Annotated in this window: 12 protein-coding genes and 1 pseudogene; 7 read left to right on the top strand and 6 right to left on the bottom strand. The window is 67.3% G+C overall.

Going from position 1 to position 15,833, the window contains the following annotated elements; genetic code table 11:
• Nucleotides 1–6 precede the first annotated feature (6 nt).
• The 4 genes and pseudogenes from NJG22_RS09310 to NJG22_RS09295 all read right to left on the bottom strand — a co-directional run.
• Entirely contained in the window at nucleotides 7–432 is a 426-nt protein-coding gene (locus tag NJG22_RS09310; RefSeq protein WP_011534002.1) for a biopolymer transporter ExbD, read from the bottom strand.
• Between the two features lie 10 nt (nucleotides 433–442).
• Nucleotides 443–2,248 carry a MotA/TolQ/ExbB proton channel family protein gene (locus tag NJG22_RS09305; protein WP_253093947.1) on the bottom strand — a complete coding sequence of 602 codons (1,806 nt, stop codon included), beginning with the start codon at nucleotides 2,246–2,248 and terminating at the stop codon, nucleotides 443–445.
• Nucleotides 2,249–2,304: 56 nt separating this feature from the next.
• Entirely contained in the window at nucleotides 2,305–3,855 is a 1,551-nt protein-coding gene (locus tag NJG22_RS09300) for a ShlB/FhaC/HecB family hemolysin secretion/activation protein (RefSeq protein ID WP_253094102.1), read from the bottom strand.
• A gap of 227 nt (nucleotides 3,856–4,082) precedes the next feature.
• Nucleotides 4,083–4,247, bottom strand: a pseudogene (locus tag NJG22_RS09295) (transposase); the annotation flags it as partial.
• A gap of 556 nt (nucleotides 4,248–4,803) precedes the next feature.
• Here NJG22_RS09295 and NJG22_RS09290 point away from each other — a divergent pair.
• Nucleotides 4,804–5,826, top strand: a complete 1,023-nt coding sequence (locus tag NJG22_RS09290) for a FecR family protein (RefSeq protein WP_253093946.1) — start codon at nucleotides 4,804–4,806, stop codon at nucleotides 5,824–5,826.
• Between the two features lie 49 nt (nucleotides 5,827–5,875).
• On the opposite strand, the gene NJG22_RS09285 is transcribed toward NJG22_RS09290, so the two are convergent.
• Nucleotides 5,876–7,195 (bottom strand): Na+/H+ antiporter family protein, encoded by a 1,320-nt coding sequence (locus NJG22_RS09285; protein ID WP_253093945.1) that lies wholly within the window; start codon nucleotides 7,193–7,195, stop codon nucleotides 5,876–5,878.
• A gap of 262 nt (nucleotides 7,196–7,457) precedes the next feature.
• Between NJG22_RS09285 and NJG22_RS09280 the strand changes: the two genes are divergently transcribed.
• From NJG22_RS09280 to NJG22_RS09255, 6 genes are all read left to right on the top strand, one after another.
• Nucleotides 7,458–9,605: a methyl-accepting chemotaxis protein gene (locus tag NJG22_RS09280; RefSeq protein ID WP_253093944.1), complete on the top strand. Its 2,148-nt coding sequence runs from the start codon at nucleotides 7,458–7,460 to the stop codon at nucleotides 9,603–9,605.
• Nucleotides 9,606–9,810: 205 nt separating this feature from the next.
• A complete protein-coding gene (locus tag NJG22_RS09275; protein ID WP_253093942.1) occupies nucleotides 9,811–10,827 on the top strand; it encodes an ABC transporter substrate-binding protein in 1,017 nt (338 codons plus the stop codon).
• Complete coding sequence (locus tag NJG22_RS09270) at nucleotides 10,824–11,672, top strand: ABC transporter permease subunit (RefSeq protein ID WP_253093940.1); 849 nt, start codon at nucleotides 10,824–10,826, stop codon at nucleotides 11,670–11,672. Before NJG22_RS09275 ends, NJG22_RS09270 begins: the two co-directional genes overlap by 4 nt.
• Nucleotides 11,673–11,725: 53 nt before the next feature.
• On the top strand, nucleotides 11,726–12,589 hold the full coding sequence (locus NJG22_RS09265) for a LysR family transcriptional regulator (RefSeq protein ID WP_217848099.1): 864 nt from the start codon (nucleotides 11,726–11,728) through the stop codon (nucleotides 12,587–12,589).
• A 121-nt stretch (nucleotides 12,590–12,710) separates the two neighbouring features.
• Nucleotides 12,711–13,628 carry an AEC family transporter gene (locus NJG22_RS09260; RefSeq protein ID WP_253093938.1) on the top strand — a complete coding sequence of 306 codons (918 nt, stop codon included), beginning with the start codon at nucleotides 12,711–12,713 and terminating at the stop codon, nucleotides 13,626–13,628.
• 278 nt (nucleotides 13,629–13,906) lie between these two features.
• Nucleotides 13,907–14,764 carry a CAP domain-containing protein gene (locus tag NJG22_RS09255; protein ID WP_253093936.1) on the top strand — a complete coding sequence of 286 codons (858 nt, stop codon included), beginning with the start codon at nucleotides 13,907–13,909 and terminating at the stop codon, nucleotides 14,762–14,764.
• Nucleotides 14,765–14,834: 70 nt separating this feature from the next.
• Here the strand turns inward: NJG22_RS09255 and NJG22_RS09250 are convergent, their stop codons facing one another.
• On the bottom strand, nucleotides 14,835–15,797 hold the full coding sequence (locus NJG22_RS09250) for a helix-turn-helix domain-containing protein (RefSeq protein ID WP_253093934.1): 963 nt from the start codon (nucleotides 15,795–15,797) through the stop codon (nucleotides 14,835–14,837).
• Between the last annotated feature and the right edge of the window lie 36 nt (nucleotides 15,798–15,833).

The following is a 15,833-nucleotide window of genomic DNA, read 5'->3' as shown; positions in this document are numbered from 1 at the left end:
CCGCCCTCACCCCTGGTTCGGCTTGCCGGTCACCAGCCCAACTTGGGCCAGTTCGAGGCGACGCAGCAAGTCGAGCACCTCGACCACCTTCTGGTACTGCACCCCAGCGTCGCCGCGCACGATCAGCGGGAAGTCCGGGTTGCGCGCCTTCTCGCTGCGCAGGCGGTCCTCGAGCTCCTGCAAGGTCACCGGGTAGGCGTCGAGGAACACCTGGCCTGCGTCGTTGATCGAGATCGCCTTGGTCTTGGGCTGGGCCAACGACACCGAGGCGCTGGCCTTGGGCAGCTGTACCTGGATCCCCGAGACCTGCGCGGTGGCGGTGAGGATGAACATCACCAGCACCACCATGAGCACATCCACCAGCGGGGTGATGTTGATGCTGTCCACGGCCGCGTCGGCGTCGTCGTCATGGGCGTTGTTCACCGATGCCATGGCTGCGCCCTCACGCTGGAACCGACGGGCTGATGCCGCGCGCGCTGCTGCGCTGCGCGGCTTCGCCGGCCTGGCCCTGGCCATGCAGCTCGGCCAGGCGGGTGATGAACTCGTCGACGAACACCCGCATGTCGGCGCTGACTTCGCGGTTGCGGGTGGTCAGGCGGTTGTAGCCGAACAGCGCCGGGATGGCGACGAACAGGCCCATGGCGGTGGCCAGCAGCGCGGCGGCCATGCCCGGGGCAATGGCGTTGATGTTGACGTCACCGGCCATGGCGGTGCCGAGGAACACCACCATGATCCCCAGCACGGTGCCGAGCAGGCCGATGTACGGGCCGCCGGCAATGGCGTTGGACAGGCTCGACAACTTCGCCGACAGCGCCTGGTTCTCCCGGGTGCGCACGCCGTCCATGGAGCAGCGAATCGCCTCGATGGTGGCCGCCGACACCTCGCTGGTGTCGGCGCCCTGGGCGCGACGGGTGCGAATTTCCTGCACGGCCACCAGGTACAGGCGCCACAGCGAGGAGTCGAACAGGCGCGCCTGCAGGTCGCGGTCGTCGGCGAACTGCTCCAGGCGCGTGCCGACCGTGGCGAACTGCTCACGGAACTGCGCGTTGGCCGCCGTGACGCGGTTCAAGGTGCGCTGCTTGCGCAGCATGATCACCCACGACTGCACCATCATCAGCACCAGGATGGCGATGATCACCCAGGCATCCACCGGCACCGCCTTGAGCAGGAAACCCAGGCCGCCGAAGCCGAAGCCCGACTGCTGCTCGTCGACGCCGTACACCACCAGCCGCGACTCGGCGCCCTGGGCCAGCACGTCGGCCTGCAGGCTGGCCGGGGTGCGGGCAACCCGGGACAAGCGCACTTCGTCCAGGGCACCGACAAAGACGGCGTAGGAGCTGGCGGCCTCGCCCTCGACCGGCGGCAGGTCGCCGCCAATGCCGATTGCGCCACTGAAGGCCGCTGGGCTGGCGCCCAGGCGCGCGACAGGCTGGCCCTCGACCAGCACGCTCAGGTTGCCGCCCTCGCCCACCAGGGCCAGGTGCTGCCATTGCCCGGCGCTGAGCGCCTGGTTGGCAGTGGCACGCTGGCCGTCGACCTCGACGAAGGGCACGCCCTGGGCCAGGCCCAGCAGCAGGCTATGACCGGCCTCGCGCCGGGCCAGCAACAGCTGCTCGCCCAACGCCTGGTCCTGGCGCAACCAGGTGCTGAAGGTGAAGGCCGCGCCGGCCGGCAGTTGCAGCGAGGCGCTGGCCGGCAGCTGCAAGGCCTGGCCACCGAGCTGGACGGCCCGGCCGATCACGCCATCGACGCTGACCGTCGGCCCTTGCAGCGGGTTACCGAAGGGGCTGGCATCGCGCGGCGTGGCGCCGTCGAAGTGGTACAGCGCGGTGTAGTCGGCGTCGAAGCTCGGCTGGCCAGCGGGGGGCTGGGCCTTGGGATTGCCGTAGTACATCCACAGCTCCTGGCGCTGGCCAGCCTCGATGCGCGGCACATCCACCCAGATCAGCGCCATGCCCATCAGCGGGTCGAACTGCTCGACGTGGTGGTTGAGCACGGTCTTGTCGTCGGCACTGACGAAGCGGATATCCGCGCCAGTCTCGCTGACACCGTCGAAGCTGAAATTACCGGTGTGCAGGCGCACCAGCAGCGCCGTGCGGCCCAACGCCTGGGTCAGGCCGGCGCCTTGGGGCGTGGTGTCCACGGCAATCTGCTTGCGGTACATCCAGTCGTCCTGCCACCAGGCGCTGGCGCTGCCTGGCAGGGCGAAGCCCAGGCACAGCAGCAAGGTCAAGATCAGGCGTTGCATGAGAGGTCTCCAGGTCGATGCCAGTCGGAAGGTTGCAAGCTCACTAGGTCGAAAGCTCAGAAAGTCGCCTGCACGCTGAAGTGCAGGCGCGGGTCGTTCTTGTCGGTGTTGGGGCCGTCCTTGAGCGGCACGGCCCAGTCGAGGCTGCCGGACAACCAGTCGTTGAGGCTGGCGCGGGTGCCGATGCCGACACTGGCCAGGCTGTAGCTGTCGTCCTGTTCGGGCAGGGCGTCCTGCAAGCGCAGTTGCGCGCCTTCGGCGAACAGATAGAAGCGCCAGTCGCTGATGTAGCTGCCGACATAGCGGCCGATGGAGGGGCTGCGCAGCTCCTGGGAGAACAGCACGCCATCGTCGCCGGTGCGTTCGGCGGCCAGGTAGCCGCGCACCGAAGTGGCGCCACCGGCGGCGAACTGCTCGTTCGACACCAGCGGCCCGGAAGCCAGCTGGAAGGCCAGCTTGGATGCGCTTTGCCAGTTGCCAGCAAAGTCGAACGCATAGCTGCCGTCGCCCTTGATCAGGGCGAAGCTTGAGTCGGCACGGAAGCGCTTGTTGTCGAACGCCTGGTCGTCGCTGCCGTAGCCGAACAGGCTGCCGGTGCCGGCCACCAGGTTCAGGCCCAGGCTCAACTGGTCCTGCTCGGTGAAGCGGTAGCCGTTGTAGCCCAGGGTGATCGGTGCGTACTTGAGCGGCACCTTGTCGCGGCTGTTGCCCAGGGCGACTTGCTCGTCGAAGTCCTTGAAGTCCACGCCCAGCGACAAGGCATGGGCCCAGGCGCCGACGCCCGGCAGGTTGTAGATGGCCGAGACGCCGTAGGAATGCCCCTTGCCCAGCACGTTGCTGCCACCCACGGTGGCCACGTCGCTGTCGGACTGGTAGCCGGAGAACTGCAAGGTCCAGCGCGCGTTCAGCGGCATGGCGTAGGAGCCCGACCAGACCTCGGCATTGTCGCGGTCTTCGGGTGCGGTGAACCAGGTCAGCGACACGCTGTGGCCGGCCTGCCAGAGGTTGTTGTAGCCAAGGCTGACGATGCTGCGCAGTTTTTCGGTGTCGGCGCTGTGGTCGTTGTTCAGGCCCAGGGTCAAACTCCAGGGCTGCTTGTCCTCGACTTGCAGGTCGACGTCCATGGTGCCGGGGCGCTGGCCTTCGCGCACCAAGGGCACGACCTGGCGGCCAGGGGTACGGTTCAGGCTCGCCAGTTCATCCTGGACCTGGGCGAAGTCAGGCACCTTGCCCTCCTCCAGCGCCGGCACCTGCTCGCGGATCTCCACTGGCGAGTAATGCTTGGCGCCGACCACGCGTACCCGCCCGACCTTGGTCTCGGTCACGTTCAGGTAGACGATGCCGCCCTCGACCTTCTGCTCCGGCAGCTCGACGAACACCGACTGGTAGCCGCGGGCCTGGTAGCTTTTCTGCAAGGCTTCGCGGGCGCCCTCCAGGTCGGCCAGGGTCCGGTCCGGGCCGAGGTACGGGTACACCGCCTCTTCGATGGCCTGGGCATCGAGCACGGTGTTGCCGCGCACCACGTATTCGTTGATCTCGACCCGCCGTTCAGGCGCGCTCGCCGGCGCCTCGGCCACCGCCGTGGCCGACAGCAGGCACAGCAGCACCCCTGCGCCAACGCCGCATCGTTTGAAGAAAAAATGCTCCACACCGCCCCCTTGAGCGCCTGCAGTTGGTTGGGTTTCTAGTGGTTGTCGTGACGTGCCAGCCAGCTGTGCAGCAGGCCCAGGTTGAGGCTGAACTCGGGCATCGCCTGCAGGCTGGCGCCGAGCACCTCGTCGACCATGCGCTGCAACAGCGACACGGCCATGGGGCTGGCCAGCAGCACGCCGAGGTCATGGCTGAACAGGCTGAAGTTCCACACCCGCGATTTCAGCTCCAGGCCGGCGAACCAGCGGAACAGCAGGTTGTAGGTGAGCTGCTCGTAGAGCTGCTTTTCGCTGGGCACCGAATACAGCAGTTGCAACAGCAACACCTGCATCAGGGTGTGCGGGGCGATGATCATGCCCTGTTGCTCGGCGAGCCTCGCCAATGGCCCCTGGTGCTCGACCAGCAGCGCCTCGATACGCGGCTTGAGCAGCGCCAGCGAGTGCCCGGGGGGCACGCAGCTGGCGACCTCGCGCAGGGCGCCCTGCCAGTCTTCCTGGGAGACGATCCAGACCCAGGGCGCGCCGTAGCGGTACACCGATACCGGCTGCTTGCGCGCGGCCTCGACGATTTTCGCCAGGCGTTGGTCGAGCTCCTGCATTCCCACTTTCGTGTAGCGTTCCATAGATCCCATCGCCCCGCTCCTACGCTGTGCCTGGCCTGGTGGCCCGACGCCCTTTGCGTGTCCATGGCTTTGACGGGGATGGCGCTTTGCTACCGAACTTTTGTCATGAAAGGTTCATCAGGGGATGACGGGAAACTGAACGCTTTGCAGCGACAGGCAAGGGAATACGGATGCAACCCAACCTCAGATACGACGAAATTCAGCTCAATTGATAGTCATTCGCCATTAACACGTTCTCGGAACCCCGCGCCAAGGGTAGAATGCCGCAAAACCGGGAGCCGCAATGAACCACGACCGCCACATCCCCAGCGAAGACGATGCCATCACCGATGCCGCCGCGCACTGGTGCATGCGCCTGCACGCCGAAGATTGCACGGCGGCCGAACAGCGCGCCTTCGCGCAGTGGCAGGCGGCCGACCCACGGCACGCCGAGGAATACCAGGCGATGCTGGAGATCTGGCAAACCGCCGACCTGCTGCCGCGCAGCGCCCAGGTGGTCGAACTCAAGCCGCCGCTTGCGCCCCGCTCGCGTGCGCGCCGTTGGCAGCCGCTGGCCACGGCGGCGGCCGTCACCCTGCTGGCCCTGCCCTTGGCCGGCTGGGTCGGCTGGGAACAGGGCTGGCTGCCGGACAGCTATCAACACTTCGAGGCCGGCAACCAACGCCAGCAAGTACGCCTGAGCGATGGCAGCCGGGTCGAACTGAACCTCAACAGCGAATTGCGCTTTTTGAATTACAAGGACGAACGCCGCGTCACCCTGGTCAAGGGCGAGGCGTTCTTCAAGGTCAGCCACGACGCCAGCCACCCGTTCATCGTCCGTGCCGGCAACGGCCAGACCCGGGTCACCGGGACCCAGTTCAACGTGTGGAAGTACCAGGACCAGGTCAAGGTCACCCTGGTGGAAGGCTCGGTGCTGGTCAGCAGCAATGGCCACAACGGCGGTTACCGCCTGGGCCCAGGGATGCAGGCCAGCTACCACCAGGGCGATTTCGAGCCTGAACTGAACCAGAGCGACGACTACGCCAACAGCCTGGCCTGGCGCAAGGGCAAGCTGGTGCTCGACAACCTGAGCCTGGCCCAGGCCCTGCCGGTGATCAATCGCTACCTCGAGCAGCCCTTGCGGCTGGCCGACGAAAGCACCGGCAATATTCGCATCAGCGGTATCTACAACACCGCCGAGGTCGAGCGCCTGGTCGACACCCTGCCCAAGGTGCTGCCGGTCTACCTCACCCGCAGCAAGGATGGCAGCACCGTGCTCAATCACATCAAGGCACCGCCCAGCCGCGCGGCATCCAGCACACGGTAGGCGCCAGCCTACCGGGACCCGCGGTTGCCTGCAGGCGCGGCGCGAAGCCTTACAGCGACATCGCCGCCAGCCAGCCAAACGCCAGCAACGGCAGGTTGTAGTGGATGAACGTCGGTACCACCGTGTCCCAGATATGGTGGTGCTGACCATCCACGTTCAGCCCCGAGGTCGGTCCAAGGGTCGAGTCCGAGGCCGGCGAGCCGGCATCGCCCAAGGCACCGGCGGTGCCGACGATGCACACGGTGGCCAGCGGGTCGAAGCCCAGCTGCACGCACAGCGGCACGAAGATCGCCGCCAGGATCGGCACGGTGGAGAACGACGAGCCGATACCCATGGTCACCAGCAGCCCCACCAGCAACATCAGCAGCGCACCGACGCCCTTGCTGTGGTTGATCCACTGCGCCGAGGCCTCGACCAGCGACTTCACCTCGCCGGTGGCCTTCATCACTTCGGCAAAGCCCGAGGCGGCGATCATGATGAAACCGATCATCGCCATCATCTTCATGCCTTCGGTGAACAGGTCGTCGGTGTCCTTCCAGCGCACGATGCCCGACAACGAGAAGATCAGGAAACCCACCATGGCACCGATGATCATCGAGTCCAGCCACAGCTGGATGACGAACGCCGCGGCAATGGCCACGCCAGCCACCAGCAGGGTCACCGGGTTGTATTGCACGCTCACTTGCTCGACCTGCTCGATACGCGCCAGGTCGTAGTCACGCTTCTTGCGGTAGCTGAAGCACACCGCCAGCAACAGGCCGGCGAGCATGCCGGCGGCGGGGATGGCCATGGCATGGGTGACATTGACGCCGCTCACATCGACCCCGGCGCGGGCCACGTTGGCCAGCAGGATCTCGTTGAGGAAGATGTTGCCGAAACCCACCGGCAGGAACATGTACGGGGTGATCAGGCCGAAGGTGATCACGCAGGCGATCAGCCGGCGGTCGATGCGCAGGCGCGTCAGCACGTACAGCAGCGGCGGCACCAGCAACGGAATGAAGGCGATGTGGATCGGCAGGATGTTCTGCGACGACACCGCCACCACCAGCATCAAGCCAATCAACAACCACTTGACCTTGCCGCCTTCGGCGTGGCCCTGCCGGTCGATCATCGCCAGCGCCCGGTCGGCCAGGGCATGGGCCAGGCCCGACTTGGCGATGGCCACGGCAAAGGCGCCGAGCAACGCATAGGACAGCGCCACCGTGGCACCGCCCCCCAAGCCGCCGTTGAAGGCCTTGAGCGTGCCTTCGATACCCAGTCCACCGACCAGGCCCCCGGCCAGGGCGCCGATGATCAGCGCGATGACCACATGCACGCGGGACAGGCTCAGGACCAGCATGAGCCCAACCGCGGCAATCACTGCATTCATGGTGTGCAAACCTCGTTACGACAGACAAAAGCGGGACGCTCCGGCGACAGGCTGCGCGCAGGCAGCGGCCGGACCAGGGGATGTTGTTATGAAGGGCGCACACTCTGAAGCACAGGCCGGCATAAGTCAAAAGCCTCTGCGCCGCGCACTACCACCGGGTATAGACGAAAGTCGGAGAATTAAATTGAACGTTTGAATAAAGAAAGCCGCGCGAGCGCCGACACAGTCGGCAGCATCAAACCTATTACAAGGGATTTTCCCCATGCCTTTGCTGCGACAACTCTCCATCCAATGGAAGATCACCCTGCTGGCGGGCCTGTGCCTGGCCGCCATCGTCACCCTGCTCGTCGGCCTTTCGCTGTACCGCATGGACCACAGTTCGGACCTGGTCAAGGCCAGCAGCATGCAGATGCTCACCGAGGCGGCCCAGTCGCGCATCGAGTCCCAGGGCGAAGTGCAGGCCCTGAACATCCGCCGCCAGTTCATGGACGCCTACCAGTACGGCGCCGGCTTTGCCCGCCAGGTGCTGTTCCTGCGCGAACAGGCGGAAAAACGCTTCCTCGACGCCTACGACCTGCGCCAGGACATGACCGCCCAGGTGCGTGCGGCCTTGCAGGCCAACCCCGACCTGCTGGGCCTGTCGCTGGTGTTCGAGCCAGGCGCGCTGGATGCCAAGGACAAGTTGTTCGCCGGGCAGAGCGAGCTGGGCAGCAACGAGACCGGGCGCTTCGCCCTGTACTGGTCGCAACCGCGCGCCGGCCAGCTGACCTCGATGGCCCTGCCCGAGCACGACATGGCCAATACCGAGATCGGCCCCAGCGGCCAACCGGCCAACACCTGGTGGGTGTGCCCGCGCAGCACCGGCGCGGTATGCGTGGTCGAGCCCTACTTCTATGACATCGACGGCCAGCGCGTGCTGATGACCAGCATCGTGTTCCCGCTCAAGGCCAACGGCAAGGTGATCGCCACCTTGTCCATCGACATCAACCTCAACAGCCTGCAGGCCCTGAGCCAGGCCGCCAGCCGCAGCCTCTACGAAGGCCGCACCACGGTCGGCATCCTCAGCCCGGTCGGCCTGCTGGCCGGCTACAGCGCCGATGCCGGCCTGCTGGCCAAGCGTTTCGACCAGGTCGACCAGGCCCAGGGCGGCGAACTGGTGCGCAAGCTCGCCGACGGCAAGCTGCAGATCCTCCACGACCAGCAGCGCCTGAAGGTGCTGGCCGCCTTCGAGCCGATCCCCGGTGGCAAGCCCTGGGGCGTGCTGCTGGATGTGCCGGAAAACGCCCTGACCGGCCCGGCCGAAGCCCTCAAGCAGGAACTCGACACCCTCAACACCAGCGGCACCCTGCTCGAACTGGGCCTGGGCCTGGCCGCCGCCATCGCCGGCCTGCTGCTGGTCTGGCTGATGGCCCGTGGCGTGACCCGGCCGATCCTCGGCGTGGCCGCCATGCTCAAGGACATCGCCAGCGGCGAAGGCGACCTGACTCGCCGCCTGCAATACGACAAGCGCGATGAGCTGGGCGAGCTGGCGGGCTGGTTCAACCGTTTCCTCGACAAGCTGCAACCGACCATCGCCGAAGTGAAGCGCTCGGTGCAGGCCGCCCGTGGCACCGCCGACCAGTCCGCGGCCATCGCCGCCCAGACCAGTGCCGGCATGGAGCAACAGTACCGCCAGGTCGACCAGGTGGCCACCGCCTCCCACGAAATGAGCGCCACCGCCCAGGACGTCGCCCGCAGCGCTGCGCAAGCCGCCCAGGCCGCGCGCGAAGCCGACCAGGCCACCCGCGAAGGCCTGGCGGTGATCGACCGCACCACCACCAGCATCGACACCCTGGCCGCCGACATGAGCAGTGCCATGGCCCAGGTCGAAGGCCTGGCGCACAACAGCGAGAAGATCGGCTCGGTACTGGAGGTGATCCGCTCGATCGCCGAGCAGACCAACCTGCTGGCCCTCAACGCCGCCATCGAGGCCGCCCGTGCTGGCGAAGCCGGACGCGGTTTCGCCGTGGTCGCCGACGAAGTACGCAACCTGGCGCGCCGCACCCAGGAGTCGGTGGAAGAGACCCGCCAGGTGATCGAGGCCCTGCAGGCCGGCACCCAGGAAGTGGTTGGCGCCATGGACAGCAGCCATCGCCAGGCCCAAGGTGGCGTCGAGCAGGTCGGCCAGGCCGTCAGCGCATTGCAGCGCATCGGCCAGGCGGTGACGGTGATCACCGACATGAACCTGCAGATCGCCAGCGCCGCCGAGGAGCAGAGTGCAGTGGCCGAGGAGATCAACAGCAACGTCGCCACCATCCGTGATGTCACCGAGTCGCTGAGCGGCCAGGCCAACGAATCGGCGCGGGTCAGCCAGTCGCTGAACAGCCTGGCCAATCAGCAGCAGGGCCTGATGGACCAGTTCCGCGTTTGATTCCCCCCGTCGGGGCTGCTACCAGCCCCGATTTCCCAGGCTGGCGCGTTCCCCTGTAGGAGCGGCCTTGCGTCGCGAACGGGGCGCGCAGCGGCCCCAGATGCTGAGTCACCCTCAAAATTGCAGGGGGCTGCTGCGCAGCCCCATCACCCTCGTCGTCTACACTTCTGGCGCAACCCAAGGACCGGCAACCGACGAGGCGCCAATGAAGAAGTTCCCCACCTTGCTGGCCGGCCTGCTCCTGGCCTGCGGCCTGGCCAACACCGACACCGCCGCCGCGACCGAACAACCCGCTCCCATCCATTTCGGCGCCATCGGCTGGGAAAGCGGCGCGCTGACCACCGAGATCCTGCGCCTGATCGTCGAGCACGGTTACGGCTACCGCACCGACACCCTGCCCGGCAGCACGGTCAGCATGGAAGTGGCCCTGGCGCGCAACGACCTGCAGGTGATCGCCGAGGAGTGGGCCGGGCGCAGTCCCGCCTGGGTCAAGGCCGAACAGGCCGGCCAGGTGTTCGCCCTGGGCGACACGGTGAAAAACGCCGCGGAAGGCTGGTGGGTACCGGCCTACGTGATCAAGGGTGATCCTGCACGCAACCTGAAACCCCTGGCCCCGGACCTGCGCAGCGTCGATGACCTCAAGCGTTACCCCGAGGTGTTCAAGGACCCCGAAGCCCCCGGCAAGGGCCGTTTCCTCAACAGCCCCAGCGGCTGGACCTCCGAGACCGTCAACAGCCAGAAGCTCAAGGCCTATGGCCTGGACGGGCTGTACAACAACTTTCGCAGTGGCTCCGGCGCCGCCCTCGACGCCGAGATCGCCTCGGCCATCCGCCGCGGCCAACCGGTGCTGTTCTATTACTGGAGCCCCACGCCGCTGATGGGCCGCTACGACCTGGTACGCCTTGAAGAACCGCCGTTCGACGCCGCCGCCTGGGCCACCCTGACCGATGCCGCCAACCCCCGGCCCAAAGGCAGCCGCTCGCTGCCAGCCAAGCTCTCCATCGGCGTGTCGAAGGCGTTTCGCGATAACTACCCGCAACTGGTCGCGGCGTTCGAGAAGGTCGACCTGCCCATCGCCACCCTGAACAAGGCCCTGGCCCGCATGAGCGAAACCCGGCAGAAGCCACGCGACGCTGCGATTGCCTTCCTGCGTGACAACCCGCAGGTGTGGAAAGCCTGGCTGCCGGCCGAGAACGCCGCCCAGGTCGAGGCCGGCCTGTGAGCGGCGGCTTTCCCGAAGCCCTGCAGTTTTCGTTCGCATCCTCGGTCAACCAGCTGGTCGATTGGCTGGTGCTGCATTACGGCGATCACCTGCGCAGCCTCTCCGATCAGTTGCTGCAGCTACTGGTGGGGCTGGAGAACCTGCTGCGCGCCCTGCCCTGGTGGCTGCTGTTGCTGCTGGTCGGCCTGCTGGCCTGGCATGCCAGCCGCAGCCTGGCCAGGGCCCTGGGGCTGACCGGCTTGCTGATGCTGATCGGCGTGCTCGGGCTGTGGGACAAACTGTTGCAGACCCTGGCCCTGGTACTGGTGAGCACCGGACTGTGCGTGCTGCTCGGCGTACCGTTGGGCATTGTCCTGGCCACCCGTCCGCTGGCCCGGCGCCTGCTGCTGCCGGTGCTCGACGTGATGCAGACGCTGCCGGCCTTCGTCTACCTGATCCCGGTGCTGATGCTGTTCGGCCTGGGCAAGGTGCCGGCGGTGTTCGCCACCTTGATCTACGCCCTGCCGCCCCTGGTGCGCCTGACCCAACTGGGCCTGGCGCAGATCGACCCGTCGCTATTGCAGGCCGCCCATGGCCTGGGCGCCGGGCGCTGGCAGCGGCTACGGCGCATCGCCCTGCCCCTGGCGCTGCCAAGCATCATGGCCGGGCTTAACCAGTCGGTGATGATGGCCCTGTCGATGGTGGTGGTGGCCTCGATGATCGGTGCCCGCGGGCTGGGTGAAGACGTGCTGGCCGGGATCCAGACCCTCAATGTCGGCCAGGGCGTCGAGGCGGGCCTGGCGATCGTCGCCCTGGCCATGGTCATCGACCGCATCAGCCAGGCCTACGGGCAGCCCAGGCGCTGAACCAGGTATTCGCGTATCGTGTCCACCATGCCCGCCACCGGAGCTTGCCTCGCGTGTCCCTCAAAGCCCTGCGCACCCTGGTCACCATCGCCCGCCACGGCACCTTCGCCCGTGCCGCCGACCTGCTGAGCCTGACCCCGTCGGCCGTGAGCCTGCACATCAAGACCCTGGAGGACGAACTGCAGGTGGCCTTGTTCGACCGCAGCCGTCGGCAAGTGGTGCTCACCGAGGCCGGCCAACTGGCCGTGGCTCGCGCCGAGGGGATTCTCGCCGCCTACGACGAACTGGCCGACACCCTGGCCAGCGGCCCGGCGCTGCGCGGCCGGCTGCGTATCGGCGCCATCCACACGGTGCTGGCCCGGCGCCTGCCGCGAGCGCTGGTGTGGATCAAGGCGCACCACCCGCAATTGCATGTCAGCGTGGTCTCCGGCATGTCGGCGGAGCTGGCGCGGCGGGTCGAAGATGGCGAGCTGGACGCAGCCATCACCACCGAGCCGGTCAGCCCCTATCCGCAGAGCCTGCACTACGTGCCCTTGTTCGAAGACCGCTTCTGGGCCATCGCCAGCGCCGAGCTGGCTGGGCAGAGCCTGCCCGCATTGCTCGCCAGCCAGCCGTTCCTGCGCTTCGACAAGCGCGCCTGGGCCGGTCGGCAGATCGAGCAGGAGCTGCGCCGCCAGCGCCTGCAAGTCAGCGAGCAAATGGAACTGGACAGCCAGGAAGCCCTGGCGCGCATGGCCGCCATGGGCCTGGGGGTGGCGATCATCCCCATGAGCGACGACGACCTGGCCCGCCTGCCGGCGGCCAGCGTGCTGCCCTTCGGCGAACCGCAACTGACCCGGCGCATGGTGCTGCTCGAGCACGAGAAGAGCCAGCGCAGGCACTTGAGCGCGGTGCTGAAAACAGCGCTGGAGGCCTAGGGGCGCAACGCGGCCCTAGCAACAATGCAGTTTTTCTCAACAGTCACTGCAGAAAACACCGTTTTTTCTGCGCACTGCCCTCCGCTACCCTGTGCCGGTACCCGTTCACGGACTGCCCGCCATGCTCCACCTGCTGCTGACCACCCTGGTCCCGATCATCCTGCTCATCGCCCTGGGCACCTGGCTGCGGGTCCGCGGCTTTGTCGCCGAGAGCTTCTGGCCCGGCGCCGAGCGCCTGAGCTACTACGTGCTGCTGCCGTCACTGTTCCTGCATGGCCTGGCCAGCGCCAACCTCGACGGCGTGCCGGTGCTGGGCATGGTCGGCGTGCTGATGCTCTCGACCCTGCTCGGCGCGCTGTTGCTGCTGCTCTACCAGGGCGCGGCCAGCCACGACGGGGCCGACTTCACCTCGGTGTTCCAGGGCGGCGTGCGCTTCAACAACTATATCGGCGCCACCCTTGCCGCCGGCCTCTACGGCAGCGCCGGGATCGCCCTGGCGGCGGTGGCCAACGCCGCCATCGTGCCCTTGGTGAACCTGCTCTGCGTGTTGGTGTTCGCCCGTTTCAGCGCCCGCCACAGCTCGCCGGCCACGGTGCTCAGGGCAATCTTCGCCAATCCGCTGATCGTCGGCTGCGCCGGCGGCCTGCTGCTGCGGGTGAGCGGCCTGGGGCTACCGGCGGGGCTGGAGCCGACGGTCAAGGCCTTGGGCCAGGCCGCCTTGCCGCTGGGCTTGCTGTGTGTCGGCGCAGCCCTGGGTGGCGCGCGCCTGGGGCAACAGGTCAAGCCACTGCTGGCGGCCTCGCTGTTCAAGTTCCTGGTCATGCCGCTGACCACCTGGGGCCTGTGCCGCCTGCTCGGCCTGGACGGCCAGGCGGCGGTGGTGGCGGTGCTGTTCCAGGCGCTGCCCACCGCCTCGTCGTCCTATGTGATGGCCCGGCAGATGGGCGGCAACGCGCCGCTGATGGCGACCATCATCGCTTTGCAGACCGTGCTTGGCGCCGCGACCCTGCCGTTGGTGCTGAGCCTGGCGCTGGGTTGACGCCGTTTGGCTAGGCGCTGTACGAAAAGCCTTGATCCAAGGCCTACCGCAAGAGCGCCGAAACCCGGCACTTGCTGTTCTACCGGCCGAACCCGGCGTTGGCCCATTGAGCCATGGCAAATCGCACTTTCCCGATTACCCACGGTCTACTCCCTCTTTTGCCGCTCGCAATCGATTGCCGGGCGTTTTCACGCATCGCACAACGCCGGGCCAAACACCGCGCGCTTGTGTAGGATGAGCAGCGCAGACCCGACGCTGCCAGTTACAGGGAGATCCACATGCGCGTCCCATCCGTTGCCTGCCTCTTCGGCCTGACGCTGGGCCTGCTCGCCAGCAGCGGCGCCCAGGCCTTCACCGGCGAAGAAGCGCAACTGATCGATACGATCAACCGTTACCGCAGCCAGGCCCAGCGCTGCGCTGGCGAAGCCTCGCTGGAACTGCCGCCGCTCAACAGCGACACGCGCCTGGCGCTGTCGCCGGAAGGCACCCGCGACCTGCAGCAGGCCATGACCCGCGCCGCCTACCCCATGGTCAACGTGCAAGCCATCAGCCTGTCCGGCCCGCGCGACGCCAAGGCGGCGATGAAGGCCGTCGAGGAAAGCTTCTGCCAGGTGGTGCTCGACCCGCAGTTCGTCGATATCGGCGTCAGCCAGGAAGGCCGCGACTGGCGCATCGTCCTGGCCCGGCCACTGCTCAGCGGCCGCCTGGGCGACTGGCAGGCCGAAGGCCAGAAGCTGCTGCAGGAAGTCAACGCCGCGCGCAACCTGCCGCGCCAGTGCGGCGGCCAGCCCTACCCGGCCGCCCCCGCCCTGACCTGGAGCACGCCCCTGGCCGGGGTCGCCGCCACCCACACGCGCAACATGGCCAACCAGAACTTCTTCGACCATATCGACCGCGAGGGCCGCACCCCGGGCGACCGCGCGGAGCTGGCCGGCTACCTGTACCGGCAGATCGGCGAGAACATCGCCGCCGGGCGCGACACCGCGCGCAAGGTGGTCGATGGCTGGCTGGCCAGCCCTGGGCATTGCGCCACCCTGATGAACCCGGACTTCCGTGAACTGGGCGCGGCCTATGCCGTGGACCCGAAGAGCGATGCCGGCATCTACTGGACGGGGTTGTTCGGTACGCCGCAGTAGGGCACAAAAGATCCGCCTGCCATGCACACCCCCTGTGGCAGCATGGCCATGGAGGCGCACCGCCCCGATCTCACGACCTGCGCAACGCCTGCGCCGTGCAGCCAAAGCGCCGCCGCACCCACTTGCCCAGGTAACTGGCGTCGCCCATGCCCACTTCATCGGCGATCTGCGCCAGGCTGTGGCTGGAGTTGAGCAGCCGCCAGCGCGCCTGCTGCAAGCGCATCTCCAGCCACCAGGCCTTGGCGCTCATGCCATGACTGGCCTGGAACTGGCGGTCGAGCTGGCGCCGACTGATACCCAGCTCGGCGGCCAAGGCCTCGATGGTCACTGGCGCCGCCAGGTGATGGCGCATCAGCGCGCTCGCCCGTTGCACCGCGCGCGCCTGCTCGGGCCCAGCCTCCAGCGAACGCAGGGCATGGCGGCTGTCGCGGCTCTCGTCCACCAGCATGTCGGCCAGCCCCTTGAGCGCCCGGGCCCGGCCACTGGCCTGGGCGATCAGGGCCACCGCCAAGTCGATGGCGGCGGTGCCGCCGGCGCAGCTGATGCGCGCGCCATCGAAGCAGTACAACTGTTCGGTCAGCACCTGTAGCTGCGGGAACGACGCGCGAAACTCCGCCTCGTGGCGCCAGTGCAGCACCACCTTGTGGCCCTCCAGCAAACCGCAGGCGGCCAGCAGGAACGCCGCGTTGTCGATGCTCACCAGCTTCACCCCCGCCTTCACCGCCTGGCGCAGCAAGGGTTTGTAGCGCGGGGCCAGCGCCGCGGTGGCCGCGGCATTGCGCCCACCGAACAGCACCAGGTAATCGAAGTCGCTCCAGTCCAGCTGTTGCGCGGTCAGCTCCACCTGCACCACCGCGCCACTGCTCGATTCCACCGGGGTGGCATCGAGCCCGAGGATGCGCCAACTGCAGTAGCGCTGGCGGCTGTAGTCCTCGTCATCGGCCGAAAACCGCAATTTGTCGAGAAAACCGCCAAAGGGCAGCAGCGCGAACGCCGGCAAGGGCAGGATCAGCAAGCGCAGGTCGGGTGTCATCGGGCGTCCAGATAGAACCGTTGAATGTCCAGATAA

This window comes from Pseudomonas sp. VA159-2 (assembly GCF_024126635.1).
Lineage (GTDB): Bacteria > Pseudomonadota > Gammaproteobacteria > Pseudomonadales > Pseudomonadaceae > Aquipseudomonas > Aquipseudomonas muyukensis.
The sequence above is the reverse complement of the archived record's forward strand: the minus strand, read 5'-3'. Positions and strand labels throughout refer to the sequence as shown.

Bases quoted from the DNA above. Each gene is read 5' to 3' on its own strand.
- NJG22_RS09290 (WP_253093946.1), top strand. From the start codon at position 4,804: ATGAACCACGACCGCCACATCCCCAGCGAAGACGATGCCATCACCGAT.
- NJG22_RS09260 (WP_253093938.1), top strand. From the start codon at position 12,711: ATGCTCCACCTGCTGCTGACCACCCTGGTCCCGATCATCCTGCTCATC.
- NJG22_RS09285 (WP_253093945.1), bottom strand. From the start codon at position 7,195: ATGAATGCAGTGATTGCCGCGGTTGGGCTCATGCTGGTCCTGAGCCTG.
- NJG22_RS09305 (WP_253093947.1), bottom strand. From the start codon at position 2,248: ATGCAACGCCTGATCTTGACCTTGCTGCTGTGCCTGGGCTTCGCCCTG.
- NJG22_RS09275 (WP_253093942.1), top strand. From the start codon at position 9,811: ATGAAGAAGTTCCCCACCTTGCTGGCCGGCCTGCTCCTGGCCTGCGGC.
- NJG22_RS09310 (WP_011534002.1), bottom strand. From the start codon at position 432: ATGGCATCGGTGAACAACGCCCATGACGACGACGCCGACGCGGCCGTG.
- NJG22_RS09255 (WP_253093936.1), top strand. From the start codon at position 13,907: ATGCGCGTCCCATCCGTTGCCTGCCTCTTCGGCCTGACGCTGGGCCTG.
- NJG22_RS09280 (WP_253093944.1), top strand. From the start codon at position 7,458: ATGCCTTTGCTGCGACAACTCTCCATCCAATGGAAGATCACCCTGCTG.
- NJG22_RS09250 (WP_253093934.1), bottom strand. From the start codon at position 15,797: ATGACACCCGACCTGCGCTTGCTGATCCTGCCCTTGCCGGCGTTCGCG.